Genomic DNA, 23,097 nt, shown 5'->3' with positions numbered 1-23,097 from the left:
CGTCTGACCCGCTGCACCGAGGAGCATCCATGCTGAACACCTCCCTGATCCTGGCCGCCGCCGAGGAGGGCCACCACGTCGTCAACGAGCTGCCGATGGACCCCATCTGGTACGGCCTGCTCGTCTTCGCGCTGCTGATGGCCGCCCTGGCCGCCACCATGTCCATGCGCTCCCGCGCGCTGCGCCTGCCCGAGCCCACCACCGCGGTCCAGCACCACGGCACCGGCCGCGGCTCGCACACCTCCGGTCACTGACGTCTCATCGGCCCGCCGCGTCGTCGCCTCCGCCGGGGGCGACGCGGCGGGCCGTCCGTTCGTCTCCTGAGCGCATGACCGTCGCCTCCCGCACCCCCGTGCCCGCGCCCACCGCCGGGGGCGCGCGCCGTCGTCGCCTCGGCATCATGGGCGGCACCTTCGACCCGATCCACCACGGGCACCTCGTGGCCGCCTCCGAGGTGGCCGCCGAGTTCGAGCTGGACGAGGTCGTCTTCGTCCCCACGGGCCAGCCGTGGCAGAAGTCGGACCGGCAGGTCTCCCCGGCCGAGGACCGCTACCTCATGACCGTGGTGGCCACCGCCTCCAACCCCCGGTTCACCGTCTCCCGCGTGGACATCGACCGCCCCGGCGTGACCTACACCGTGGACACGCTGCGGGACCTGCGCCGCCTGCACCCGGACGCCGAGCTGTTCTTCATCACCGGCGCGGACGCGATGGGCCAGATCCTCACGTGGAAGGACGTGGACGAGCTCTGGGGCCTGGCGCACTTCGTCGGTGTCACCCGTCCCGGCCACGACCTCTCGGACATGGGCCTGGGCGATGACGTGTCCTTGATGGAGATCCCCGCCATGGCGATCTCCTCCACGGACTGCCGGGAGCGCGTCCGCCGGGGCCGACCCGTCTGGTATCTCGTCCCGGACGGCGTCGTCCAATACATCGCCAAGCACCACCTCTACGTCTCGGAAGAGGAGACCTCGTGACCGTTCCCCAGACCACCCTGGACGCCCTCACCACCGCCGCGGCCGCCGCCGCGGACAAGCTCGGCACGCACATCGTCGCGTTCGACGTCGCCGAGCGGCTCGGCCTGACCGACGCCTTCCTGATCGCCTCCGGCGCCTCGGAGCGTCAGGTCAACGCGATCGTCGACGGCGTCGAGGAGGCGCTGCTGAAGGACGAGCAGCTCAAGCCGCTGCGTCGCGAGGGCCGGTCCGACGGCCACTGGGTGCTGCTCGACTACGGGCACTTCGTGGTGCACGTCCAGCATCGCGAGGACCGCGAGTTCTACGCGCTGGACCGCCTGTGGAAGGACACCCCGGCGATCGACCTCGGCCTGCCGGAGGAGAGCACCCGACCGGACGCGGCCGCCCAGGACGACGGCGCCTCCGCCTCGCACGCCTCCTGAGCGGGGCCGGGAGATGCGCCTGATCCTGCTGCGTCACGGTGAGACCGACTGGAACGCCCTGGACCGGTATCAGGGGCACACGGACATCGAGCTGAACGCCGAGGGGGAGCGCCAGGCCCGCCGCGCCGCCGGCGGGCCCGTGGGTGACCTGATCGAGGACGCGGAGGAGCTCGTGGCCGTGTGCTCCCCGTTGTCCCGGGCACGGCGCACGGCCGAGATCGTCCTCGAGGCCCGGGTGGGCGAGGCGTCCGTGGCCGTCGACCCGGAGCTGATGGAGCTGGCCGGGGGAGAGTGGGAGGGCCTGGAGCTCAGCGCGATCGCGGAACGCTGGCCGGACGAGCACCGCCTCTGGCGGGCCGAGCCGTCGCTCGACGCCGGCCCCGTCGGCGGGGAGACCCTGCGCGGGGGCGGCGGGCGGGCCCTGCGCGCGCTGCGCGGCCACGTGCCCCCGCACTGGGCGGACACCCCGCGCGACGGGGGCGCCCAGACCCTGCTCGCCGTGGCCCACGGTGCGCTGATCCGCGCGGCCACGGGGCTGCTCCTCCGTCACGAGGGCGAGGCCTTCGCGGCGATGGAGCGGATCGGCAACGCCCGTGCCGCCGTGCTGCAGGGCGCGTTCACTCCGGACACCGGGGCCGAGGGCTGGGGCGACTGGACCCTCGAGGGCTACGGCATTTGAGGGCACCCCGGCCCGGACGCCGATTTGGCGCCCGCGCAGGGACCGTGTACGCTGGTCGAGTTGCCAGCGAGGCGAACGGGCCGGAAACGGCGCGTGAAGATCGCGGGTGGCGCCCACATCTGGGGGTATGGCGCAGTTGGTAGCGCGTCTGCATGGCATGCAGAAGGTCAGGGGTTCGAATCCCCTTACCTCCACCAGTCAGAAGGCCCGGTCCATACGGACCGGGCCTTCGTCGTCGTCGGGTTCCTGTGCGGGCCCGGGCGGCGACCGCCGCCCTGCGACATCACCGCGCTGCGGCACTGCGGTGATGTCGCTCCGCCGCGGTCGGTGCGGGGGACACGCCGGGGTACGCGGCGCGCTCCACCGCCGTGAGTGCGGGTTCCACCGCACGGCCCTCCCGCGCCGAGACGACGGCGGCCTCGAGCACCGCCATCACGGCGACGGCCTGGTCGGGGGTGGCGGCGTCGCTGCTCGGGCGGCCCAGGATCGCGTCGCGCACGCCCGCGTAGGACCGCTGCTGGGCTCCGGTGGGTGCGGGGACGCGCTCGGTGTTCCCCTCCCCGTCGTGCAGGAGGATCGGGTCGGGGTCGACGCCCCAGCCCTCGGCGCCGGGGAGCAGGCCCGCGCGCAGCTGAGCCTCCTGCTGATCCGGCAGTTCCTTCACCGCGGAGCCGCGCGTGCCGTGGACCGCGAAGCGCGGGCTGCCGCCGGCCACGAGCATCGATGCCTGCAGGACCACGCGCCGGCCCGGGTACTGCAGCACGCAGTGCGCCCAGTCTTCGACCGGGGCACCCGGACGCAGGGCCGCGAGGTCGGCGTCCACGCGTTCGGGGACGCCGAAGAGCAGGAGGGCCTGGTCGACCAGGTGCGGGCCGAGGTCGAACCAGATGCCGCCCCCGGGCACCGCGGCTTCCCGCCAGCGGTCCCGGACGGTCGGACGGAAGCGGTCGATCCGGGACTCGAGGTGGACGACGTTCCCGAGCCGGCCGGAGCGGACGAGCTCGGCGATGCCCAGGAAGTCGCTGTCGAAGCGGCGGTTCTGGAACACCCGCAGCACCCGTCCCGTCTCGGCCACGAGGTCGCGCAGCTCTCGCGCCTCGGCGAGACTCAGCGTGAAGGGCTTGTCCACCACCACGTGCCTGCCCGCCCTGAGGGCGGCGCGCGCGAGCGGCGTGTGCTGGTCGTTCGGGGCGGCGATCACCACGAGCTCCACGTCCTGGCGCGCCAGGAGCGCGTCCATGTCGGGCACCACGACGGCGTCCGGCAGGTCCGCGCGCACCGCGTCCGGGCGGCTGGAAGCGACATGGGTGAGAGCGAGTCCCTCCGTGGCGTGGAGCAGGGGGACGTGGAACGTCTTCCCGGCGAACCCGTAGCCGATCAGCGCGGTGCGGATCGGTGCGTCGGTGGGGGACATGCAGGACCTCCTGGGCTGGCGGCGGGCATGGGGGCGTCTCCTGCACGCTAGGCCGTGGGGCCGCGGCGGTCCACCGACGCCGCCCGGCAGGTTTGCACGGTTGCCGCAGGCCGGGTATTCTATTCAGGTGCTCCGGCCGGTCCGCCGGAAACGGGGGCATCACCCACCTGGGGGTATGGCGCAGTTGGTAGCGCGTCTGCATGGCATGCAGAAGGTCAGGGGTTCGAATCCCCTTACCTCCACCAGGCAGAAGGCCCGGTCCATACGGACCGGGCCTTCGTTGTCGTGACGGCGGGCTCGCCGTCGAGACCCGCCGGTCACGGCCGGGTTGTGGTCCAGCGTGGATCAGGCATCGGCGTCGCACAGCCCTTTCACGGCAGGCTCTGGGCGGACAGACTCGAAGCATCCCCACCCGTGGAGCCCGGAACACCGGTGCTGCAGAGGCGGGGGCAGCCGGTTCCGACCGGCCGACTCGGTGAGGAGCTGCCATGTCCGTCATCCGTACCCGTCGTCCCTCCCTCCGTCACCTGCCCGCCGCCGTCGCCGCCGCCGGCCTCAGCACCGCCGTCGCCCTCGCCGGCCCCGCCGCCGCCTGGGACAACGCCCACGGCCCCCAGGCCGGCTACTTCCAGGCCGTCGACCACGAGAACGTCACCACCGCCTTCTTCCAGACCTACGACGGCTACGACCCGGAGGACCTCACGCTCACGCTCACCCCGGTGGCCGAGGACGGCACCCGCCTGGAGGGCGGCCAGGAGGTCGAGTTCACCGCCCTTGACGTCATCGACGGCGGTGCGGTGGACGTCCTCGAGACCCGCCGCGCGCTCGGCGCGGCCGGTGCAGGCCTGGTGCGGTACGACGTCGTGGCCGACGGGCAGATGCTGAACATGGGCATCACGCTCCAGGCGGACACCGACCTCGCCGACGATCAGGGGGCGGCCGTGCACTCCGTCGACGGCCCGCAGATGGCCCACCTCGGGGACCGGCCCCTGGCCTGGGACTCGGCCATGCAGTTGGCACCCGGGGTGGCGGGCGCCGAGATCGTCCACCTGGTCGCCGCGCCGACGATGGAGAACACCTACGCGGCGGTCGTGGCCGAGCCGGCCCACGGTGAGGTCTTCGCGTTCCGTGACTCGGAGCACTCCGAGCTCCGTGCCTGGTACATCCCCGAGAAGGGCTTCGTCGGCACGGACACCTTCACCGTCGACTTCCACAGCGATCACGTCGCCCATGTCCAGACCGTCACCGTGCACGTCGGCGAGGAGATCCCCGCCGCGTACGACGGCTTCCTCGATGCCGAGGACGGCGTCCTCAACGGGACACCGCTCGACCTGACCGACCCGGACACCGCCGAGGCGCTCGCCGCGTTCCGGGGCGACGAGGCCGCCCCGGCTCCGGAGGGCGCGGAGAAGCAGCCCGCTCCGGTCGAGGACGACGCCGACGAGCAGCACACGACCCCGGACACCGTCGAGACGGGGCAGTCCACCGGCTGGTGGCTGGCCGGCCTCGGCGCCGCCGCCGCGGGGGTGCTGGTCGCGGCCCGCCGTCGTCTGGGCCTGACCGACTGACAGCCCGCCGCGCACAGATCCGTCGACGCGCCGCCCCTCTCGCACAGAGGGGCGGCGCGTCCGTGTCGGCCTGACACGCGGCCGGCAGTCCGCGGGTCAGTCGCCGAGGCCCGCCAGCAGCAGGTCCAGTCCCTCCTCGAAGGGTGCGTCCGCGTAGGGGTTCCGCGCCCCCGTCGCGCGCGTGCCCCCGCCCGCCCGGAAGGCCTCGGCGGCCGCGCCGAGCGCGGGCAGGCGCTCCTGCGCCCCCGCCACCTCGAAGATGTCGGCCGGAGCGTCGACGTCGTACGCGGAACCGTAGATGAAGGACTCGAGCGCGATCACCCGGGCCAGCACCTGCTCCGGCGCCAGGCCGGTCCGGGCCAGCACCGCGCACACCGTCTCGTAGACCCGCTGCGTCGACGGGGCTCCCTCGATCGGCAGGGTGGCGATGAGCGGGATCAGCGGCGGATGGGCCGCGAAGACGTCCCGGTAGGAGCGTGCCCACGCCCGCAGGGCGGCGACGACGGGCGCCTCGCCCCGGATCGCGGCCTCCAGCTCGACGAGCGAGACCTCGCCCATCACGGCGTCCTGCAGCAGGACGAGCAGCTCGTGCTTGCCCCGGATGTGGTTGTAGAGCGCGCTCGGCGCCACGCCCAGGCGACGGCCGACCGCCGCCATGGTGAGCCCTTCGTATCCCTCGGTGCGGGCGACCGCGAGCGCCGCATCCGCGATCGCCTCGCGGCTCAGAGCGGGGGAGAGAGGTCGTCCGCGGCGGCGGCGCGTCCGGGGCGGTTCAGGGGTCTCGTCCATCCGGCCATTCTGACCCGTCGGACGGGCAGGAGGTGTCAGGCCGGCCACGGACCGGCCTTCCCTTCCCGGCGCGCGGCCCGTACAGTGAGCGCCGACACTCTAAATGAACGGCATTCACCCGGGCCCCGCCCGATGCCCCCGTCCCCGCCAGAGGAGCACCCCATGACCACCGCCCCCGCCACCGCCGGCCGCGAGCGCCGGACGAGCGACGTCGTCGTGATCGGCGCCGGCCCGGCCGGCCTCATGGCCGCCCGCACCGCGAAGGCCCAGGGCCTGTCCGTCACCGTCCTGGAGGCTCGCCGGCGCGTCGGCGGCCGCACCTGGAACGGCCTGGTCGAGGGCGCCGACGGCAAGGACCACTTCATCGAGATCGGCGGCCAGTGGATCTCCCCGGACCAGACCCGCCTCATCTCCCTGGTGGAGGAGCTCGGCCTGCCGACGTTCTCCCGCTTCCGCGACGGTCGCAACGTCTATGTGGACCCGCGCGGAGAACGCCACGTCTACGACGGCCTCGACTTCCCGGTGGCCGAGAAGACGGACCGGGAGATGGATCGCCTGATCGCCAAGATCGACGAACTGACCGCAGAGATCGACGCCGCCGCCCCGTGGGAGCACCCGCGGGCCGCCGAGCTGGACACGATCTCCTTCCGCCACTGGCTGGAACAGGAGTCGGACGACCCGGAGGCCATCGACAACGTCTCCATCTACATCGCCTCCGGCATGCTGACCAAGCCCTCCCACACCTTCTCCATGCTCCAGGCGCTGCTCATGGCCGCCTCGGCGGGGTCGTTCCGCAACCTGGTGGACGAGGACTTCATCCTGGACAAGCGCGTCGAGGGCGGCATGCAGTCCGTGTCCCTGGCCATGGCCGCCGAGCTGGGCGACGACGTCGTCCTCGGCCAGCCGGTGCGCACCCTGCGCTGGGCCGAGCCGGACCCGTCCACCGCGGACGAGAAGAACGGTGTGGCCGCGGACGTGCGCAACGGCGTGGCGCACGACGGCGCCGCCGGCGACGTCGTGGCGCTCACTGACGACTACGAGGTGCACGCCCGATACGCGGTCCTGGCCGTCCCGCCGAACCTCTACAGCCGCATCTCCTTCGAGCCGCCGCTGCCGCGCGAGCAGCAGATCGCGCACCAGCACATCTCCATGGGCCTGGTCATCAAGGTGCACGCCGTGTACGAGACCCCATTCTGGCGCGAGGAGGGCCTGTCCGGCACGTGCTTCGGTGGCGGCCGTCTCGTCCAGGAGATCTATGACAACACCAACCGCGGCGAGAACCTGGCCGGTGGCGCCCCGGGCGAGGAGGACCCGCACGGCACCCTCGTCGGCTTCGTGTCCGACGTGTACGCGGAGCAGATGTGGGCCCTGCCGGAGGAGGAGCGCAAGGCCGCGATCCTCGGCGCCATGGCCGAGTACCTCGGCCCCCGGACCCTCAAGCCGATCGCGTTCTTCCTCTCGGACATGGCCGCCGAGGAGTGGACCCGAGGCGCCTACGCCACCAGCTACGACCTCGGCGGGCTCTCCCGCTGGGGCCACCTCCAGAACCGCCCGACCGGCCCCATCCACTACGCGTGCTCGGACATCGCCGCCGAGGGCTACCAGCACGTGGACGGCGCGATCCGCATGGGCGAGGCCGCCGCCCTGGCCATCGCCGAGCGGGAAGCCACCGACGCGGGGCAGCCCACCGGCTGACCGGCCCGACGGACAAGGACATCCTCATGAGCGCATCCACCCCACGACGCCGCGTCGTCGACAGCGAGGGACACGAGCACGTGTACCCGACCACCTCCGCCATCGAGCAGGTCAACCTGCTCAACCCGGGCGGGGTGAGCAACAAGGGGCTCCAGGCCGGCAAGGTCGGCCTGCTCGGGGCGGTGGTGATCGGCGTCTCCGTCGTCGCCCCCGCCTACACGTTGACCTCGGGCCTCGGGCCGACCATCAGCACCGTCGGCACCCACGTGCCCGCGATCCTGCTGCTCGGCTTCATCCCGATGCTCCTGGTGGCCCTCGGTTACCGGGCGCTGAACACGCGGGTGCCGGACTCCGGCACGTCCTTCACCTGGGCCACGCACGCCTTCGGGCCGTATGTCGGGTGGATGGGCGGCTGGGGGCTCATCGCCGCCTCCGTGATCGTGCTGTCCAACCTGGCGGCCGTCGCCGTCGACTTCACGTTCCTGCTGCTCGCCCAGATCACCGGGAGCCAGGCCATCGCGGACCTGGCCGGCAACCTGTGGGTCAACATCCCCCTGACCCTGGTGTACCTGGCCCTGGCCGGATGGATCTCGCACCGGGGCATGGAGACCACCAAGCACCTGCAGTACATCCTGGTGGCCTTCCAGATCCTGGCCCTCGGTGCGTTCGCGGTCGCCGCCCTGACGCAGTCCTCCCGTGGCGCGGGCTTCGACCCCACCCCGGTGCAGCTGGACTGGTTCAACCCGTTCACCGCGGGCGACTTCAGTGTGGTCGCGGCCGGCGTCTCCCTGTCCATCTTCCTGTTCTGGGGCTGGGACGTGACCCTCACGATGAACGAGGAGACCAAGGACCCCGAGCGCACCCCCGGCCGGGCCGCCGCCGTCACCGTGTTCGTCATCATCGCCGTCTACATCCTGTCCGCCCTGGCCGTGATCTCCTGGGCGGGCATCGGCTCCGAGGGCCTGGGCGCGGGCAACCCGGACAACCAGGAGTCGATCTTCGCGGTCCTCGCCGGCCCGATCCTGGGCCCCTTCGCCGTGATCATGTCCAGCGCGATCCTCGTCAGCTCCCTGGCCTCCCTGCAGTCCACCATGGTCTCCCCGGCCCGCACCCTGCTGGCGATGGGCTTCTACCGGGCCGTGCCCGCGCGCTTCGCCGAGCTGAGCCCCCGGTTCAACAGCCCGGCCTTCGCGACCTGGGTGTGCGCGGGCTTCGCCGGCCTCTTCTACGTCGTCACGCGGCTGCTCTCCGAGAACGCCCTGTGGGACACCATCACCGCTCTGGGCCTGATGATCTGCTTCTACTACGGCATCACCGCCCTGGCCTGCGTCTGGTACTTCCGCCGCGAGTGGTTCACCTCGGTGGGCAACGCCCTCACCACCTTCCTGTTCCCGCTGATCGGCGGCCTCGTGCTGCTGGTGATGTTCTGCGTGACCGCGATGGACTCCACCGACCCCGACTACGGCTCCGGCTCCTCCGTGTTCGGTGTCGGCACCGTGTTCATCCTGGGCATGGGCGTGCTGGCCATCGGCGTGGTACTGATGATGTGGACGCGGCTGCGCCACCCGGCCTACTTCCGTGGCGAGACCCTGCCGCAGACGGACTCGACCCGACCCATCCCGATCATCCGTCCGGACGACGACGGCACTGCCGTGGTCCGGGACCCCAACGAGAGGACCCACTCATGAGCACCCCCACCGGCTATCGCGTGCAGGACCCCAGCACCGACAAGGTCGTGGAGACCTTCCCCGCCCTCGCCGACGGTGAGGTCGACCAGGTGCTGGCCGCCGCCGAGACCGCCCAGCGCGCGTGGGCCGCCCGCCCCATCGAGGAGCGCGCCACCATCGTGCACAAGGTCGCGGACCTCTTCGAGGAGCGCAAGGACGAGCTCGCGCAGATCATCGCCACCGAGATGGGCAAGCGCGTGACCGAGGGCGTCGAGGAGGCGGAGTTCAGCTCGGCCATCTTCGGATACTTCGCGGACAAGGGCCCCACCTTCGCCGCGGACCGTCCCATCGAGACCTTCGAGGGCGGCCGCGCCATGATCCGCCACCTGCCCCTGGGTGTGCTGCTGGGCGTCATGCCGTGGAACTTCCCGTACTACCAGATCGCCCGTTTCGCCGCGCCGAACCTCATGCTCGGCAACGCGATCGTGCTCAAGCACGCCGAGATCTGCCCGCGCTCGGCCCTGGCCGTGCAGCAGATCATGGACGACGCCGGCGTGCCGGCCGGCGTGTACACCAACGTGTTCGCCACGCACGACCAGATCGCCGAGTTCATCGCCGACCCGCGCGTGGCCGGCGTCTCCCTGACCGGCTCCGAGCGGGCCGGCTCCGTGATCGGCGCGCTCGCGGGCCAGCACCTCAAGAAGGCCGTCCTCGAGCTCGGCGGGTCGGATCCGTACATCGTGCTTGACGCCGAGGATCCGGCCGAGGCCGCCCGCACCGCGTGGGCGACCCGCATGTACAACATGGGCCAGGCCTGCAACTCCAACAAGCGCATGATCGTCTCGGCGGACATCCATGACGCCTTCGTGGCCGAGCTGGTGTCCCTGGCCGAGGCCATGAAGCCCGGGGAGGCCGCCGACGAGGACCCGACGGTCTTCACCCCGCTGTCCTCGCGCGGTGCCGCCGAGGGCCTGGCCGAGCAGGTGGAGCGGGCCCGTCAGCAGGGCGCGACCGTCCACGTCGGCGGGACCGTCACGGACGAGGCGGGCGCCCGCTTCGCCCCGGCCGTGATCACGGGCGTCACCTCCGAGATGGACGCCTACCGCGAGGAGCTCTTCGGCCCCGTCGCCGTCGTCTACAAGGTGGAGTCCGCGGACGAGGCGCTCGCCCTCGCCAACGACTCCCAGTACGGCCTGGGCGGCGCCGTGTTCTCCCAGGACGAGGCTCAGGCCGAGCGGATCGCCCGGCAGCTCGAGGTCGGCATGGCCAACGTCAACACGCCGGCGGGAGAAGGGGCGGAGATCCCGTTCGGCGGCATCAAGCGCTCCGGCTTCGGCCGCGAGCTCGGCCCGCTCGGCATGGACGAGTTCGTCAACAAGCAGATGTACTTCGTCCAGGACTGACACCCCCACGACGACGACGGGCCCGCCTCCGGTGACCGGAGGCGGGCCCGTCCGCGTCCCGCCGGCGTGGCGGGAGCGAGGGGTCAGCGACGCGCATGTCGCACAGCGGGCTCTAGGCTGGCGCGCCCTTGTCCATTCAACCGCCCCGTGGCCATCATGGACCGGTTCCCCCCCTGAATCCCAGCAGAATCGAGAATGTCTGATGTACCCCACCCCCATGACCTTCGACGTGGCGCGTGCCGGCCGCGCTCTCGCCCAGGTCAGTGTCCGCACCCTGGCCACCGCGGCCGGCCTCGAGAAGGAGCAGCTGCGCCGCTTCGAGAAGGGGCTGGCCGACCTGCGGGTGGACGAGCGTCTGCGTCTGGAGAAGGCCCTGCGGAAGTACGGCGTCGGGCTGGTCCCGGAGGACGAGTTCGGCGGCACGGGGGTCCGCCGGATCTTCACCGCCGAGAAGTCCCGGCGCCTCGAGGCCCTGGAGAACGAAGGCGGCCCCGCGTATGAGGACGACATCTGAGTCCTCCGCCGACAGGCGGACGGCCCCGCATCCCGGGCAGGGATGCGGGGCCGTCGTCGGTCCGCCGGTGGCGGGGGCTCAGGCGGACTGCAGCGCCTTCGTGACCTCGCTCAGGCCCTCCTTGAGGAGGTCCTCACCGATGGTCAGCGGGGGCAGGAAGCGGACGACGTTGCCGTAGGTGCCGCACGTGAGCAGGATGACGCCGGTGGCGCGCACGGCCGCGGCCACGGTGGCGGTCAGCGTCGCGTCCGGCTCGCCGGTGGCGGGGTCCACGAACTCGATCGCCATCATCGCGCCGCGGCCGCGGACCTCGGCGATGCGGTCGTCGGGGTTCTGCTCGAAGTGGTCGCGGATGACCTGCTCGATCCGGCGGGCCTTCTCCAGGAGACCGTCCTCCTCGACGGCCTCGAACACGGCGAGCGCCGCCGCCGTGGCGACGGGGTTGCCGCCGTAGGTGCCCCCGAGACCGCCCGGGTGCACGGAGTCCATCACCTCGGCGCGGCCGGTGACGCCGGAGAGCGGCATGCCGCCGGCGATGCCCTTGGCGGTCGCCATCAGGTCCGGCTCGATGCCCTCGGTCTCGGAGGCGAACCAGGCGCCGGTGCGGGCGATGCCGGACTGGACCTCGTCCGCGATGAACAGGACGTCGTTGGCCTTGCACCACTCGACCACGGCCGGCAGGAAGCCCTCGGCCGGGACGATGAAGCCGCCCTCGCCCTGGATCGGCTCCATGATCACGGCGGCCAGGTTGTCGGCACCGATCTGCTTCTTCAGCGCGGAGATGGCGCGCTGCGCGGCCTCGGCGCCGGACAGGCCGTCCCGCAGCGGGTAGGAGCCGGGCACGCGGTAGATCTCGGGGGCGAACGGTCCGAAGCTGTGCTTGTAGGGCATGGACTTGGCGGTCAGCGCCATCGTCAGGGTGGTGCGGCCGTGATAGGCGTGGTCGAACGCGGCCACGGCCTGCTTGCCGGTGTAGGCGCGGGCCACCTTGACGGCGTTCTCCACGGCCTCGGCGCCGGAATTGAACAGGGCGGTGCGGGTCTCGCCGGGGATCGGGCTGGTGCGGTCCAGCTGCTCGGCCACGGCCACGTAGCCCTCGTAGGGCGTGATCATGAACGAGGTGTGGGTGAACTGCGCGACCTGCTCCTGGACGGCGGCCACGACGCGCGGGTGGGAGGCGCCCACGGAGGTGACGGCGATGCCGGAGGCCAGGTCGATCAGGCGGTTGCCGTCCACGTCCTCGAGGATGCCGCCCGCGGCGCGGGCCGCGTACACCGGCATGGTGGTGGCCACGCCGGCCGGGACGGCGCGCTTCTGGCGCTCGGCGAGCTCACGGGAGCGAGGGCCGGGCAGCTCGGTGGCCAGATGGCGGGTCTGCTCGAGGTCGGGGGTGGCGGTCATGGGGATGCCTCCTGGGGACGGCTCACGGGAGCGGGGACGACGGGTGGGCACGACGACGACGCGTCGGGCCGCGTCCTCCCATGGTGGGGCGTCGAGTCCATGCCGTCCAGTGATGATCTGGCATGGTGGCTATGCTCATCCGGCATGGAGGAGAAACTGCTCAGGGCCTTCGTCACGGTGGCCGAGGTCGGCACGGTCTCGGGGGCCGCGATCCGCCTGGATCTCGTGCAGTCCGCGCTCAGTCGGCAGCTGCAGCGGCTTCAGCGTGAGCTGCGCCTGCCCCTGTTCGCCCGGGTCGCCGGCCGGTTCGAGCTGACGACGGCCGGCGAGGCGTTCCTCCCGGTGGCGCGCGAGGTCCTCGTCGCCCATCGACGGGCGGAGCAGGCGGCCCGCGCGCTCGCCTCCGGTCGGCTCACGGACGTGGCCGTGGCCGCGCCGGGCACCACCCTCATCGATGTCGTGCTGCCGTTCGTGGCCACCTTCGGCGAGGAGGACCCGCGCCCGCGCGTCGCGGAGACCCAGCTGGACGACTCGCTGCTCGACGCCGTCGCGCGGCACGACCTCGTGGTGATGCCGACGGTGCCGCCGCCCTCCGTCGCGTCGCTGCCGCTGATGGACCTGCCGGTCTGGGCGTACGTCGCCCCGGGCCACCCCTGGGCGGGCCGGACGCGGGTGTCCCTCGACGACCTCGTGGCCCAGCCCGTCGTCGCACCCGCCCGCACCTTCATGGCGCGACGCGTCCTCGACGGCGCCGTGGCCGTGGCGGGCCTCACGCCGCCGGCCCTCACCGAGGCGAACTCCGGGCGGGTGGCCCAGGCCCTGGTCGCGGCGGGGGCGGGCGTCGCCGTCGTCACCGAGGACCCGGCCTTCGGGTTGACGCCGGTGCGGGTCATCGCGCAGGGGCGGACGCTCACGGTGCGACTGCACGCGGCGTGGCGGGGGGATCACTTCGCCGCCGAGACGCTGGAGGCGATCGCCCGTCGGCTGCAGGCCTTCGTCCGGGACCGCTATGCCGAGCCCGGAGACGACGCGCCGGGCCGAGGCCGGAGCGCGTGAGACCATGCCGTCGTCGGACGCGGCCCCGGGCGGGCCGGGTCGATGCACACGAGGGGAGAACCCGGATAAACACCACCGTCCGACGCGCCCTGTGGGTGGTCCTGTTGCTGCTGTGCCTGAGCCTCGTGTTCCTCGCGCTGCGCGGGGTGCTGGCGGTCGGCGCCGTGCCGATCAGCGCTGCCCCCACCCTCAGCGCCACGGCGTCCGTGAGCCCGTCCTCTGCGGCAACCACGCGGGAGGCGGCGGTTCCCATCGAGACCCAGGAACCCGCCGGCGCACCCACGCCGTCCGAGGAGCCGACCCCCACCGAGGAGCCAGCCCCCGCCGCGGCCGCCCACCTCTCCGGCCCCGCCGCCCCGTGGGACGAGATCACGGCGACGCCCGTGCACGTGGACGTCCACCAGGACGGCGAGCAGATCGTCGGAGCGGGGATCGACCTGACGCAGTTGGACGAGGGCGGCGACCTGGACCCGGAGCCGCAGACGGTCGGCTGGTACGGCCCGCCGCAGTGGGGCACCACGCCGGGGGAGCGCTCCCGGTACGCGGGGGTCCTGGCCGGGCACGTCGTCTACTACGGCGTGCGGGACGTGTTCTGGAACCTGGGCGACGTGCGCGCGGGTGCCGTCGTCGTGGTGACATACGACGACGGCACGCAGGCCGCCTTCGAGGCGGACGCGGACGCGGTCTCGGTGGAGAAGGAGGCGCTCACCCAGGATCCGGCGAACCGCTGGGCCTGGGAGCCCGGGGGCGACGACGCGAAGGTCACGCTGATCACGTGCGACCTCGTGCCGGGCACCGGGATGGCCGGGAACGCCTTCAACAACTGGGTGGTGCAGGCCACCCGCGTCGCCTGAGGCCGCGGCGACCCCGGGGCAGGGAGGCCGGAGGGGTACCCTGGGGAGGCCGGGGCGGCCGACCGCGTCGGACCGCCATTGACCCCGTGACCGGGTGACGACCGCCGAGAGGACCTGCGCCCATGAGCCGAGCCGACATCGCCCCCGCCCGCGTGCGCCCCCGCCGCTGGAGCGTGGCCGTCGGAGGGGCGCTCCTGAGCATCACCCTGGCCACCGGCGGCTGCAGCGTCGCCGAGGAGCCCGGACAGACCGGTGGCACGGAGGCGGGGAACACCTACCTGGAGGGCGTGCTGGCCAGCCCCAGCCAGACGTCCGCCGACCCGCTCGCGGCGGACATCCAGTTCGCGGGTCTGCTGCTGCGCAACCACCGCGACGCGATCCAGCAGTCCGATCAGGTGCTGGGCAAGGACGGCGTGGACCAGGAGATCCGGGCCACCGCCGAACGGATGAAGTCCGAGCACGAGGAGCGGGCGGGCCGGCTCGAGTCGATGCTCGAGGGCTGGGGCGTCCCCTCGGATGACGTGCGCGGTGCGGGTGCCGAGTCGACCCCGTCTGCGCAGCCCGAGTCCACGGAGGACGCGGAGCCGACCCAGATCGTGGGCGACGAGCTGCGCGCCGGACTCCTGTCCGACCGGGAGAAGAACGTGCTGGCCGCCGCCGAGCCGGAGGAGGCAGGACGGATCTACCTGCTCCAGATGCGCCGCCTCTATCAGGGCGCGCTGACGATCTCCGCCACGGAGGCGGAGGACGGCTCGGACGACGCGGCGAAGGAGCTGGCCTCCAGCGTGGTCGAGGGCCATCGCAAGGAGCTGGAGAGTTTGGCCGCGACGCTCGGGGAGATGGGCGTGATCGGGTCGAGCGGGGCGCGCACGGCGGAACCGTCCGGGTTCACCGGCCCCATCAAGATCGAGGGCACCGGCGCGGACGGCGGCTCCGTCCCCTCGGACTTCGTCCCGGAGCCGCTGCAGCGGGTGCGCAGCTTCCGCGCCACCCAGAAGCCGGTGCTGCCGTCGTCGAGCTCGCCCAGTTCCTCCAGCGCGTCGGGCTCCGCCAGCGCGTCCGGCCGGGACGCCGAGGACCAGCGGGGGCGGGACGCCGCATCGGCGAGCCCGTCGCCCAGCCCGGCCGACACGGCGCAGGCCACCCCGCGCCCCTCCTCCGGGGCAAGCCCCTCGCCCAGCGCATCCCGCTGACGCGCGGCGCCGGCCGGCCCGATCCGCATCGCGCGTCGCCGTGACCGAGTCGATAGCGCTTCGTCACCGGATGGTGACCCGCCTCACGTCCGTGCGGCGTAGATTCGTGCCGACGCGGCGAGTGCGGCATCCGGTCGACCTCGGGCGTCCGAGCCGGAGAACCCTTCGGCCCGTCGCAGCACCGCACCCCTGGAGGAGCACGATGCGCACCGCCCGACCGACCCGCCTTGCCGCCGCCCTGGGCGCCGGCGTCCTTCTCACCGGCCTGGGGGCGACCCCCGCCCTCGCCTCACCCGCCCACCCCGCTGGATGGACCGCCGAGCACGACCTGCCCGGCGGATCCTTCCTCGTGGCCAGCGCGGAGGGTGAGACCGGTGCCTCCTTCGGCACCGAGTTCGAGGTGGACGAGTCCGACGTCCGCCTGACGGTGGCTCCGGTGCTGGAGGGGGAGGCCCGCGGCGCCGAGACCGAGGTCCCGTTCACGTACGACGACGAGTTGGAGCGCGGTGACTTCGACGTCGCCGCGGCCCGGCGGAGCCTGGGCGAGTCGGGGACCGGTCCCGTCGTCTACACCCTCTACCGCTGACCCGGGCGAGCCGCTGCGCGCCGACCAGCGTCATGAGCTCGGCTTCCACATGCTCCCCACCGCCTGGGACACCACCCTGCTCGCGGCGCCGGGGGAGCGATACGTGTTCATCTCCTCGTACACGGGCGATGAGGCGGCGCCGCTGACGCTCGTCGCGGGCCCGGCCGAGGGTCGGGTCGTCGAGGTGACGGAGGAGGAGACCGGCGGTCCGCGCGGCTACGTGTACCAGGCGCCCGAGGGCTTCACCGGATCCGACACCGTCACCCTGCGGGCCACGAGGGACGGCGTGACGACGACGCGGACGGTGACCGTGCGGTTCGGCGATCCCCGCGTGGACCTCTACGACTGGGAGAACGGGCGGATCCCGGGGTTCGTGACCTTCCCCGTGGCCGGTCTGTTCGACGACGCTCCGGCTCCGGGCCAGCCGGCCGATCCCGACACTCCCACCTCGCCGGCGGAGCCCGAGACCCCTGCGGATCCGGCCGACGGCGAGCACACGGTGCCGGACGCGGTCGAGACCGGGCGTGGTCCGGCGGCGTGGCCCGTCGCCGTCGCGGTGCTGGCCGCGGGCGTCCTGGCCGTGGTGCGCCGGCACCGCGTCGCGGCCTGACCGCTCCGGTCAGTGGGGCGCGGGCAGCGCGCTCTTCTCCGGGTGCTCGTCGAACCACTGGGCGACGTACCAGCACATCGGCACGATGCGGCGGCCCCCTGCGGGGCCGCCGTTCGTCGCGATGTCCTCGACGGCGCCCGCGGTCAGCGCGGCGGCGTGGCCCCGACCGCGGTGCACGGGGATGGTGAACGCCCGGTTCAGGGAGACGGCCGCGCCGTTGTCCCGGAAGTCGAGGACGGCGAGCAGGGTGCCGCCGTCATGGAGCTCGTAGCGGGACTCGGCGTCATTGCGGGTGACGGTGGGGGAGGTGCTCATGCCGGGGCAACCCCCGGTGGTCACGGGGTATTCCGACGCCGGCCGGCGGCGGGCTCCTACATGTAGTGGTCCGCGGGGGCCGGACACGCCGCTCGCGGACGTGGCGAACCCGACTTTCCGGCTGTGGGAACCCGGCCCCGAGATCTCCACCGGCTGTGGACAGTCGACCTCGGTCCCGGCGTGTCCCGCATGTCCGCGCGGATCGTCTCGCACAGCAGGGTGTGGACAGGATGGGCAGAGCGTGGGGATACGTAACTACAGCGGTGTGACTACTACATGTAGGGATGGTTCCCGGCTGTGATCACTAGATGTAGTATCGACGCAGATGTTCGGCACGCCCCGTGATTCACCTCGCGGGCGCCGCGCCGACACCCGCAGACCACCAGAGACCACGAAGGAACAGGGATCGCCATGACCGTCACCGTGTACACCAAGCCGGCCTGCGTGCAGTGCAACGCCACCTACCGTGCACTGGACAAGAAGGGCATCGCCTACGAGGTCGTGGACATGTCCCAGGACCCCGCCGCCCTCGAGCGCGTCCGTGCCCTCGGCTTCATGCAGGCCCCCGTCGTCGTCACCGAGACCGACTCCTGGTCCGGCTTCCGCCCGGACAAGATCGCCGAGCTCGCCGAGTCCGCCGCGGCATCGGTGGCCTGACCGGAGTCGACATGACCGTCGCCGCGGACCCGAGCCACATCCGCTCGGCCGAGGCGCAGGGGCTCGTCCCCACCGACGCGGGACTGATCTACTTCTCCTCCGCCTCCAACTACACGCACCGCTTCGTCGAGAAGCTCGAGCTGCCCGAGGACCGGGTGGCTCGACTGCCGTTGATCACCCGGGAGCCCACCCTCGGGGCCACCGCCCCGTACGTCCTGATGACCCCCACCTACGGCGGGGGCAGCGGGCCGGGCGCGGTCCCGAAGCAGGTGATCAAGTTCCTCAACGTCCCGGAGAACCGTCACTGGATTCGGGGTGTGATCGCGTCCGGGAACACCAACTTCCATGAGGGCTACTGCCTGGCCGGCTACATCATCTCCCGCAAGTGCCAGGTGCCCCTCATGTACAAATTCGAGCTGATGGGCACGCCCGACGACGTCGAACGCGTCCGCGGCGGCCTGGAAGGACTGTGGACATGACCACCACCGCACCCACCGAGGCGGACCTCATCCGCCAGGCGAAGAACATGCCCGCCGAGTGGCAGAACCTCGGCTACCACGAGCTCAACGCCATGCTGAACCTCTACGGCGCCGACGGTCGCATCCAGTTCGAGGCCGACCACGCGGCCGCGCGCCAGTACTTCCTGCAGCACGTCAACACCAACACGGTGTTCTTCCACGACCTGGAGGAGAAGCTCGACTACCTGCAGAAGAACGACTACTACGAGACCGAGACGTTCGAGCAGTACCCCTTCGAGTTCATCCGGGGCCTGTTCGATCGTGCCTACAAGGCCAAGTTCCGCTTCCCGACCTTCCTCGGCGCGTTCAAGTTCTACACCTCGTACGCCCTGAAGACCTTCGACGGCAAGCGCTACCTCGAGCGCTACGAGGACCGCGTCGCCGTCGTCGCCCTCCACCTGGCCCGGGGCGACCAGGAGCTGGCCACCCATCTGGTGGACGAGATGATCGCCGGCCGCTTCCAGCCAGCCACCCCCACGTTCCTCAACTCGGGCAAGAAGCAGCGCGGCGAGCTCGTCTCCTGCTTCCTGCTGCGCATCGAGGACAACATGGAGTCGATCGCCCGCGGCATCAACTCCGCCCTGCAGCTGTCCAAGCGCGGCGGCGGGGTGGCCCTCTCGCTGACCAACATCCGCGAGCACGGCGCGCCCATCAAGCAGATCGAGAACCAGTCCTCCGGCGTCATCCCCGTGATGAAGCTCCTCGAGGACTCCTTCTCCTACGCCAACCAGCTCGGCGCGCGCCAGGGCGCCGGCGCGGTGTACCTCAACGCGCACCACCCGGACATCCACCGCTTCCTCGACACCAAGCGCGAGAACGCGGACGAGAAGATCCGCATCAAGACCCTCTCCCTCGGCGTCGTGATCCCGGACATCACGTTCCAGCTGGCGAAGAAGAACGAGGACATGTACCTGTTCTCCCCGTACGACGTCGAGCGCGTCTACGGGGTGCCGTTCTCCGAGATCTCCGTGACCGAGAAGTACTACGAGATGGTCGACGACGCGCGGATCAAGAAGACCAAGATCAGCGCGCGTGAGTTCTTCCAGACCATCGCCGAGATCCAGTTCGAGTCCGGCTACCCGTACGTCGTGTTCGAGGACACCGTGAACGCCGCGAACCCGATCAAGGGCCGCATCACCATGTCCAACCTGTGCTCCGAGATCCTGCAGGTCTCCGAGGCCTCCGAGTACAACGAGGACCTGAGCTACGCCCACGTGGGCCAGGACATCTCGTGCAACCTCGGCTCGATGAACATCGCCAAGACCATGGACTCGCCGGACTTCGGCCGGTCCGTGGAGACCGCGATCCGTGCGCTGACGGCCGTGTCGGTCATGTCCGACATCCAGTCGGTGCCGTCCATCGCCAAGGGCAACGCGGCCTCCCACGCCATCGGCCTGGGGCAGATGAACCTCCACGGCTACCTGGCGCGCGAGCGCGTCCACTACGGCTCGGAGGAGGGCATCGACTTCACGAACATGTACTTCTACGCGGTGCTGTTCCACGCGCTGCGGGCCTCGAACCGGATCGCGATCGAGACCGGCCAGCGGTTCGGCGGGTTCGAGGACTCGAAGTACGCCTCGGGGGAGTTCTTCGACAAGTACACGGACCAGGAGTGGGCGCCCGCCACCGAGCGCGTCGCCGAGCTGTTCGCCGAGGCCGGGATCGCCCTGCCCACGCAGGACGACTGGCGTGAGCTGAAGGCCTCCGTCATGGAGTACGGCATCTTCAACCGCAACCTGCAGGCCGTCCCGCCGACGGGCTCGATCTCCTACATCAACAACTCGACCTCCTCGATCCACCCGGTGGCCTCGAAGATCGAGATCCGCAAGGAGGGCAAGCTCGGCCGCGTGTACTACCCGGCGCCGTACCTCACCAACGAGAACCTCGAGTACTACGAGGACGCGTACGAGATCGGCTACGAGAAGATCATCGACACGTACGCCGCGGCGACGCAGCACGTGGACCAGGGCCTGTCCCTGACGCTGTTCTTCAAGGACACGGCCACCACCCGTGACCTGAACCGCGCACAGATCTACGCGTGGAGGAAGGGCATCAAGACGATCTACTACATCCGCCTGCGCCAGCTCGCGCTGGAGGGCACCGAGGTCGAGGGCTGCGTGAGCTGCATGCTCTGACAGCCGGCCCTTTGAGGCGGGAAATCCCGCGTATTCCGCGCTTCTGGGCGCGCTTGCGCTCGATTTCCCGCCTCGAAGTGGGGCGGCGCGCACGGTCGAGCGGGGCGGGCCCACGACGTCGTGAGCCCGGACCTGCCCGAGTGGCTGCCGCTGCCCCTGCGGGCCTAGACTGTCCCGAACCCGCGCCCCGCTGACCGTGCTCTCGCGAGCCCCCGGAATCCGCGGATTCTCAACGAATTCTTCTGAAGGATGTGCCCTGCCGTGACCGAGACCCAGCAGTCCCACCTCGTCGAGGCGATCAACTGGAACCGCATTCAGGACGAGAAGGACGTGGAGGTGTGGAACCGCCTCGTCAACAACTTCTGGCTGCCGGAGAAGGTGCCGCTGTCCAACGACGTCCAGTCCTGGTCCCACCTCACGGATGAGGAGCGGCTGCTCTCCATGCGCGTGTTCACGGGCCTGACGCTGCTGGACACGATCCAGGGCACCGTGGGCGCCGTCTCCCTCATCCCGGACGCCATGACCCCGCACGAGGAGGCCGTCCTCACGAACATCGCGTTCATGGAGTCGGTGCACGCGAAGTCGTACTCCTCGATCTTCTCCACGCTGGCCTCCACCCCGGAGATCGACGAGGCGTTCCGCTGGTCCCGGGAGAACCCGAACCTGCAGGCCAAGGCCCGCCTGATCGTGGAGCGCTATGACGGCCAGGACCCGTACAAGAAGAAGATCGCCTCCACCCTGCTCGAGTCCTTCCTCTTCTACTCGGGCTTCTACTGGCCCATGTACCTCTCCGCGCACGCCCGCCTCACCAACACCGCCGACCTGATCCGCCTGATCATCCGCGACGAGGCCGTGCACGGGTACTACATCGGCTACAAGTACCAGCGGAGCATCGAGACCCTGCCGGAGGAGAAGCGGGAGGAGCTCAAGGCCTTCACCTTCGAGCTGCTGTTCGAGCTGTACGAGAACGAGGTCGAGTACACCCATGACCTCTACGACGCCGTCGGCCTGGCCGAGGACGTGAAGAAGTTCCTGCACTACAACGCGAACAAGGCGCTGATGAACCTGGGCTACGAGCCCATGTTCCCGGCCGAGACCACGAACGTGAACCCCGCCATCCTCTCCGCACTCTCCCCGAACTCGGACGAGAACCACGACTTCTTCTCCGGATCCGGCTCCTCCTACGTGATCGGCAAGGCCGAGAACACCGAGGACGAGGACTGGGACTTCTGATCCCGTCCGCCTGAGCCCCGTCCCGACGACGGCCGGTCGCCTCCCGTGGAGGCGCCCGGCCGTCGTCGTCTCGCGAGGGGCATCACACGTCGGCCCCGGGCCCCGCAGTATGACGCTGCGCGTCACCGCCCTGCGCGATGGAGCGCACACGCTGCGATATGCTTGGGCCCAGCTTCAGGAGAAGCGGCTGTGAACCCCGCCTCGGCGGGTCCACGTGGTCCCACGACGAGCCGCTCGCCAACCCCATGTTCACGGGTGGCAACGGACCGAGAAGCGGCCCGCCTCCGCTGCGTGCAGACCCATCGAGGGCAGCACGCAGTGACTGGGGGACGGGCAAGAGCAGCGTTCGAAAGGATCCCGGCCTCCGGCTCGGGGCGTCTCTCGCCCCCCGCCCGCCGTGCTGTGCCCCGCGGGGAACCACCCACCGCACGGCCCACCCCGCACCGTTCCGCGCCCGCCGTGCCCACCCGCGCCGGCGGCCTCGCCCTGTCCTCCAAGGAGAACCCCATGACCCCCTCGAACATCTCCCGCCGCTCGTTCGCCGGCCTGTCCCTGGCCGCCGTCGGCGCGTTCGCCCTGACCGCCTGCAACTCGCAGGCCGAGGAGAAGGGCGACGACGGCGCGCAGACCGTGCGCATCGGCGTCGTGTCCGAGAACGAGACGCACCGCGCCCTGGTGAAGCTCGCCAAGGAGAAGCACGGCATCGACGTCGAGATCCGCAACTTCACCGAGTACACGCAGCCGAACCCGGCGCTGGACAACGGCGACATCGACATGAACTGGTTCCAGCACATCGCCTACCTGGCCGACTACAACCAGGCCTCCGGCAAGGACCTGACGCTGATCGGGACCACCGAGATCATCCCGCTGCCCCTGTACTCCAAGAAGTACAAGGACGTCTCCGAGTTCAAGAAGGGCGACACCGTCGCCATCCCGAACGACACCGTGAACCAGGCCCGTGCCATCAACGTGCTCGTCGCCGCCGGCCTGTTGAAGCTGTCCAACGAGACCATCCGCCCGGAGCCGAAGGACATCGACGAGGCCGCCTCCACCGTGAAGGTCCAGACCGTGGCCGCCCAGCAGACCGTGAACGCGCTCGAGTCCGTCCAGGGCTCGGTCATCAACAACACGTTCTCGGCCGACGCCGGCATCGACACGAACACCGCCCTGTTCAAGGACGACCCCAAGGCCGACTCCGCCAAGCCGTTCGTCAACGGCTTCGCCGTGCGTCGCGCGGACCGCGACAACGAGACCTACAAGAAGGTCGCGGCCCTGTACCACGAGCAGGCCGTGCTGGACGAGTCCGCGAAGCTCTCCTCCGACACGAGCGTGCCGGTGCAGCTCGACACCGCCCAGATCGACGAGACCCTGAAGCAGTACCAGGACGCGATCGCGAAGCAGGACGCCTGATC

General features: G+C 71.2%; 23 protein-coding genes and 2 tRNA genes. 21 read left to right on the top strand and 4 right to left on the bottom strand.

Annotated elements, in window-relative coordinates:
* Positions 1 to 29: 29 nt before the first annotated feature.
* The 5 genes from AUV08_RS03095 (at position 30) to AUV08_RS03075 (ending at position 2,274) form a co-directional block, all read left to right on the top strand.
* Positions 30 to 254 carry a hypothetical protein gene (locus AUV08_RS03095; RefSeq protein ID WP_036316935.1) on the top strand — a complete coding sequence of 75 codons (225 nt, stop codon included), beginning with the start codon at positions 30 to 32 and terminating at the stop codon, positions 252 to 254.
* Between the two features lie 74 nt (positions 255 to 328).
* On the top strand, positions 329 to 976 hold the full coding sequence (nadD, locus tag AUV08_RS03090) for a nicotinate-nucleotide adenylyltransferase (RefSeq protein ID WP_061867754.1): 648 nt from the start codon (positions 329 to 331) through the stop codon (positions 974 to 976).
* Positions 973 to 1,398, top strand: a complete 426-nt coding sequence (gene rsfS, locus AUV08_RS03085; protein WP_002853902.1) for a ribosome silencing factor — start codon at positions 973 to 975, stop codon at positions 1,396 to 1,398. Before nadD ends, rsfS begins: the two co-directional genes overlap by 4 nt.
* A 13-nt stretch (positions 1,399 to 1,411) precedes the next feature.
* Complete coding sequence (locus AUV08_RS03080) at positions 1,412 to 2,077, top strand: histidine phosphatase family protein (RefSeq protein WP_061867753.1); 666 nt, start codon at positions 1,412 to 1,414, stop codon at positions 2,075 to 2,077.
* A 121-nt stretch (positions 2,078 to 2,198) separates the two neighbouring features.
* Positions 2,199 to 2,274: transfer RNA gene (locus AUV08_RS03075), tRNA-Ala, on the top strand.
* 86 nt (positions 2,275 to 2,360) lie between these two features.
* Here AUV08_RS03075 and AUV08_RS03070 read toward each other — a convergent pair.
* Positions 2,361 to 3,491 (bottom strand): oxidoreductase, encoded by a 1,131-nt coding sequence (locus AUV08_RS03070; protein ID WP_061867752.1) that lies wholly within the window; start codon positions 3,489 to 3,491, stop codon positions 2,361 to 2,363.
* Positions 3,492 to 3,660: 169 nt separating this feature from the next.
* On the opposite strand from AUV08_RS03070, the gene AUV08_RS03065 reads away from it, so the two are divergent.
* Positions 3,661 to 3,736: transfer RNA gene (locus AUV08_RS03065), tRNA-Ala, on the top strand.
* A gap of 243 nt (positions 3,737 to 3,979) precedes the next feature.
* On the top strand, positions 3,980 to 5,059 hold the full coding sequence (locus AUV08_RS03060) for a hypothetical protein (protein WP_061867751.1): 1,080 nt from the start codon (positions 3,980 to 3,982) through the stop codon (positions 5,057 to 5,059).
* Positions 5,060 to 5,155: 96 nt separating this feature from the next.
* On the opposite strand, the gene AUV08_RS03055 is transcribed toward AUV08_RS03060, so the two are convergent.
* Positions 5,156 to 5,848: a TetR/AcrR family transcriptional regulator gene (locus AUV08_RS03055; RefSeq protein ID WP_061867750.1), complete on the bottom strand. Its 693-nt coding sequence runs from the start codon at positions 5,846 to 5,848 to the stop codon at positions 5,156 to 5,158.
* 162 nt (positions 5,849 to 6,010) lie between these two features.
* Here AUV08_RS03055 and AUV08_RS03050 point away from each other — a divergent pair, with 162 nt between their 5' ends.
* From AUV08_RS03050 to AUV08_RS03035, 4 genes are all read left to right on the top strand, one after another.
* Complete coding sequence (locus AUV08_RS03050; RefSeq protein WP_061867749.1) at positions 6,011 to 7,543, top strand: NAD(P)/FAD-dependent oxidoreductase; 1,533 nt, start codon at positions 6,011 to 6,013, stop codon at positions 7,541 to 7,543.
* Positions 7,544 to 7,569: 26 nt separating this feature from the next.
* Positions 7,570 to 9,231 (top strand): APC family permease, encoded by a 1,662-nt coding sequence (locus AUV08_RS03045; protein ID WP_061867748.1) that lies wholly within the window; start codon positions 7,570 to 7,572, stop codon positions 9,229 to 9,231.
* A complete protein-coding gene (locus AUV08_RS03040; RefSeq protein ID WP_061867747.1) occupies positions 9,228 to 10,613 on the top strand; it encodes an NAD-dependent succinate-semialdehyde dehydrogenase in 1,386 nt (461 codons plus the stop codon). Before AUV08_RS03045 ends, AUV08_RS03040 begins: the two co-directional genes overlap by 4 nt.
* Before the next feature lie 202 nt (positions 10,614 to 10,815).
* Positions 10,816 to 11,127 carry a hypothetical protein gene (locus tag AUV08_RS03035; RefSeq protein WP_017487866.1) on the top strand — a complete coding sequence of 104 codons (312 nt, stop codon included), beginning with the start codon at positions 10,816 to 10,818 and terminating at the stop codon, positions 11,125 to 11,127.
* Between the two features lie 78 nt (positions 11,128 to 11,205).
* Here AUV08_RS03035 and gabT read toward each other — a convergent pair whose 3' ends face one another.
* On the bottom strand, positions 11,206 to 12,528 hold the full coding sequence (gene gabT / locus AUV08_RS03030; RefSeq protein ID WP_061867746.1) for a 4-aminobutyrate--2-oxoglutarate transaminase: 1,323 nt from the start codon (positions 12,526 to 12,528) through the stop codon (positions 11,206 to 11,208).
* 144 nt (positions 12,529 to 12,672) lie between these two features.
* Here gabT and AUV08_RS03025 point away from each other — a divergent pair, with 144 nt between their 5' ends.
* From AUV08_RS03025 to AUV08_RS12140, 5 genes are all read left to right on the top strand, one after another.
* Positions 12,673 to 13,584, top strand: coding sequence for a LysR family transcriptional regulator (locus AUV08_RS03025; protein WP_061867745.1), 912 nt, complete (start codon positions 12,673 to 12,675; stop codon positions 13,582 to 13,584).
* Positions 13,585 to 13,679: 95 nt separating this feature from the next.
* Positions 13,680 to 14,438: a class F sortase gene (locus AUV08_RS03020; RefSeq protein WP_231862124.1), complete on the top strand. Its 759-nt coding sequence runs from the start codon at positions 13,680 to 13,682 to the stop codon at positions 14,436 to 14,438.
* Between the two features lie 122 nt (positions 14,439 to 14,560).
* Positions 14,561 to 15,631 (top strand): DUF305 domain-containing protein, encoded by a 1,071-nt coding sequence (locus AUV08_RS03015; protein WP_036313160.1) that lies wholly within the window; start codon positions 14,561 to 14,563, stop codon positions 15,629 to 15,631.
* A 202-nt stretch (positions 15,632 to 15,833) separates the two neighbouring features.
* The gene (locus AUV08_RS12145) at positions 15,834 to 16,217 is read left to right on the top strand and encodes a hypothetical protein (protein WP_231862123.1); all 384 of its coding nucleotides are present in this window, start codon (positions 15,834 to 15,836) and stop codon (positions 16,215 to 16,217) included.
* A gap of 49 nt (positions 16,218 to 16,266) precedes the next feature.
* Positions 16,267 to 16,827, top strand: a complete 561-nt coding sequence (locus tag AUV08_RS12140; protein ID WP_231862122.1) for a hypothetical protein — start codon at positions 16,267 to 16,269, stop codon at positions 16,825 to 16,827.
* Between the two features lie 9 nt (positions 16,828 to 16,836).
* Here the strand turns inward: AUV08_RS12140 and AUV08_RS03005 are convergent, their stop codons facing one another.
* Positions 16,837 to 17,142 carry a GNAT family N-acetyltransferase gene (locus AUV08_RS03005; protein WP_061867744.1) on the bottom strand — a complete coding sequence of 102 codons (306 nt, stop codon included), beginning with the start codon at positions 17,140 to 17,142 and terminating at the stop codon, positions 16,837 to 16,839.
* A gap of 411 nt (positions 17,143 to 17,553) precedes the next feature.
* On the opposite strand from AUV08_RS03005, the gene nrdH reads away from it, so the two are divergent.
* From nrdH to AUV08_RS02980, 5 genes are all read left to right on the top strand, one after another.
* Positions 17,554 to 17,799 carry a glutaredoxin-like protein NrdH gene (gene nrdH, locus AUV08_RS03000; protein WP_036313172.1) on the top strand — a complete coding sequence of 82 codons (246 nt, stop codon included), beginning with the start codon at positions 17,554 to 17,556 and terminating at the stop codon, positions 17,797 to 17,799.
* Positions 17,800 to 17,810: 11 nt separating this feature from the next.
* Positions 17,811 to 18,278, top strand: a complete 468-nt coding sequence (gene nrdI, locus AUV08_RS02995; RefSeq protein ID WP_004167610.1) for a class Ib ribonucleoside-diphosphate reductase assembly flavoprotein NrdI — start codon at positions 17,811 to 17,813, stop codon at positions 18,276 to 18,278.
* Positions 18,279 to 18,325: 47 nt separating this feature from the next.
* Entirely contained in the window at positions 18,326 to 20,452 is a 2,127-nt protein-coding gene (gene nrdE, locus AUV08_RS02990; RefSeq protein WP_186299924.1) for a class 1b ribonucleoside-diphosphate reductase subunit alpha, read from the top strand.
* 249 nt (positions 20,453 to 20,701) lie between these two features.
* Positions 20,702 to 21,685 carry a class 1b ribonucleoside-diphosphate reductase subunit beta gene (gene nrdF, locus AUV08_RS02985; protein WP_369814511.1) on the top strand — a complete coding sequence of 328 codons (984 nt, stop codon included), beginning with the start codon at positions 20,702 to 20,704 and terminating at the stop codon, positions 21,683 to 21,685.
* A gap of 459 nt (positions 21,686 to 22,144) precedes the next feature.
* A complete protein-coding gene (locus AUV08_RS02980; RefSeq protein WP_061867742.1) occupies positions 22,145 to 23,095 on the top strand; it encodes a MetQ/NlpA family ABC transporter substrate-binding protein in 951 nt (316 codons plus the stop codon).
* Positions 23,096 to 23,097 lie beyond the last annotated feature (2 nt).

The sequence above is a fragment of the Micrococcus sp. CH7 genome (genome assembly GCF_001595485.1).
Taxonomy (GTDB): Bacteria; Actinomycetota; Actinomycetes; order Actinomycetales; family Micrococcaceae; genus Micrococcus; species Micrococcus luteus.
Note: the sequence above shows the minus strand (reverse complement) of the source record. Positions and strands in the feature narration are given on the sequence as shown.

Coding starts and splice junctions, on each gene's coding strand:
- AUV08_RS12145 (WP_231862123.1), top strand. CDS start 15,834: ATGCGCACCGCCCGACCGACCCGCCTTGCCGCCGCCCTGGGCGCCGGC.
- AUV08_RS03015 (WP_036313160.1), top strand. CDS start 14,561: ATGAGCCGAGCCGACATCGCCCCCGCCCGCGTGCGCCCCCGCCGCTGG.
- AUV08_RS03035 (WP_017487866.1), top strand. CDS start 10,816: ATGTACCCCACCCCCATGACCTTCGACGTGGCGCGTGCCGGCCGCGCT.
- nrdI (WP_004167610.1), top strand. CDS start 17,811: ATGACCGTCGCCGCGGACCCGAGCCACATCCGCTCGGCCGAGGCGCAG.
- gabT (WP_061867746.1), bottom strand. CDS start 12,528: ATGACCGCCACCCCCGACCTCGAGCAGACCCGCCATCTGGCCACCGAG.
- AUV08_RS03045 (WP_061867748.1), top strand. CDS start 7,570: ATGAGCGCATCCACCCCACGACGCCGCGTCGTCGACAGCGAGGGACAC.
- AUV08_RS03055 (WP_061867750.1), bottom strand. CDS start 5,848: ATGGACGAGACCCCTGAACCGCCCCGGACGCGCCGCCGCCGCGGACGA.
- nrdH (WP_036313172.1), top strand. CDS start 17,554: ATGACCGTCACCGTGTACACCAAGCCGGCCTGCGTGCAGTGCAACGCC.
- AUV08_RS03080 (WP_061867753.1), top strand. CDS start 1,412: ATGCGCCTGATCCTGCTGCGTCACGGTGAGACCGACTGGAACGCCCTG.
- AUV08_RS03060 (WP_061867751.1), top strand. CDS start 3,980: ATGTCCGTCATCCGTACCCGTCGTCCCTCCCTCCGTCACCTGCCCGCC.
- AUV08_RS03070 (WP_061867752.1), bottom strand. CDS start 3,491: ATGTCCCCCACCGACGCACCGATCCGCACCGCGCTGATCGGCTACGGG.
- AUV08_RS03040 (WP_061867747.1), top strand. CDS start 9,228: ATGAGCACCCCCACCGGCTATCGCGTGCAGGACCCCAGCACCGACAAG.
- AUV08_RS12140 (WP_231862122.1), top strand. CDS start 16,267: ATGCTCCCCACCGCCTGGGACACCACCCTGCTCGCGGCGCCGGGGGAG.
- nrdE (WP_186299924.1), top strand. CDS start 18,326: ATGCCCGCCGAGTGGCAGAACCTCGGCTACCACGAGCTCAACGCCATG.
- nrdF (WP_369814511.1), top strand. CDS start 20,702: ATGTGCCCTGCCGTGACCGAGACCCAGCAGTCCCACCTCGTCGAGGCG.
- nadD (WP_061867754.1), top strand. CDS start 329: ATGACCGTCGCCTCCCGCACCCCCGTGCCCGCGCCCACCGCCGGGGGC.
- AUV08_RS03005 (WP_061867744.1), bottom strand. CDS start 17,142: ATGAGCACCTCCCCCACCGTCACCCGCAATGACGCCGAGTCCCGCTAC.
- AUV08_RS03050 (WP_061867749.1), top strand. CDS start 6,011: ATGACCACCGCCCCCGCCACCGCCGGCCGCGAGCGCCGGACGAGCGAC.
- AUV08_RS03025 (WP_061867745.1), top strand. CDS start 12,673: ATGGAGGAGAAACTGCTCAGGGCCTTCGTCACGGTGGCCGAGGTCGGC.
- AUV08_RS03095 (WP_036316935.1), top strand. CDS start 30: ATGCTGAACACCTCCCTGATCCTGGCCGCCGCCGAGGAGGGCCACCAC.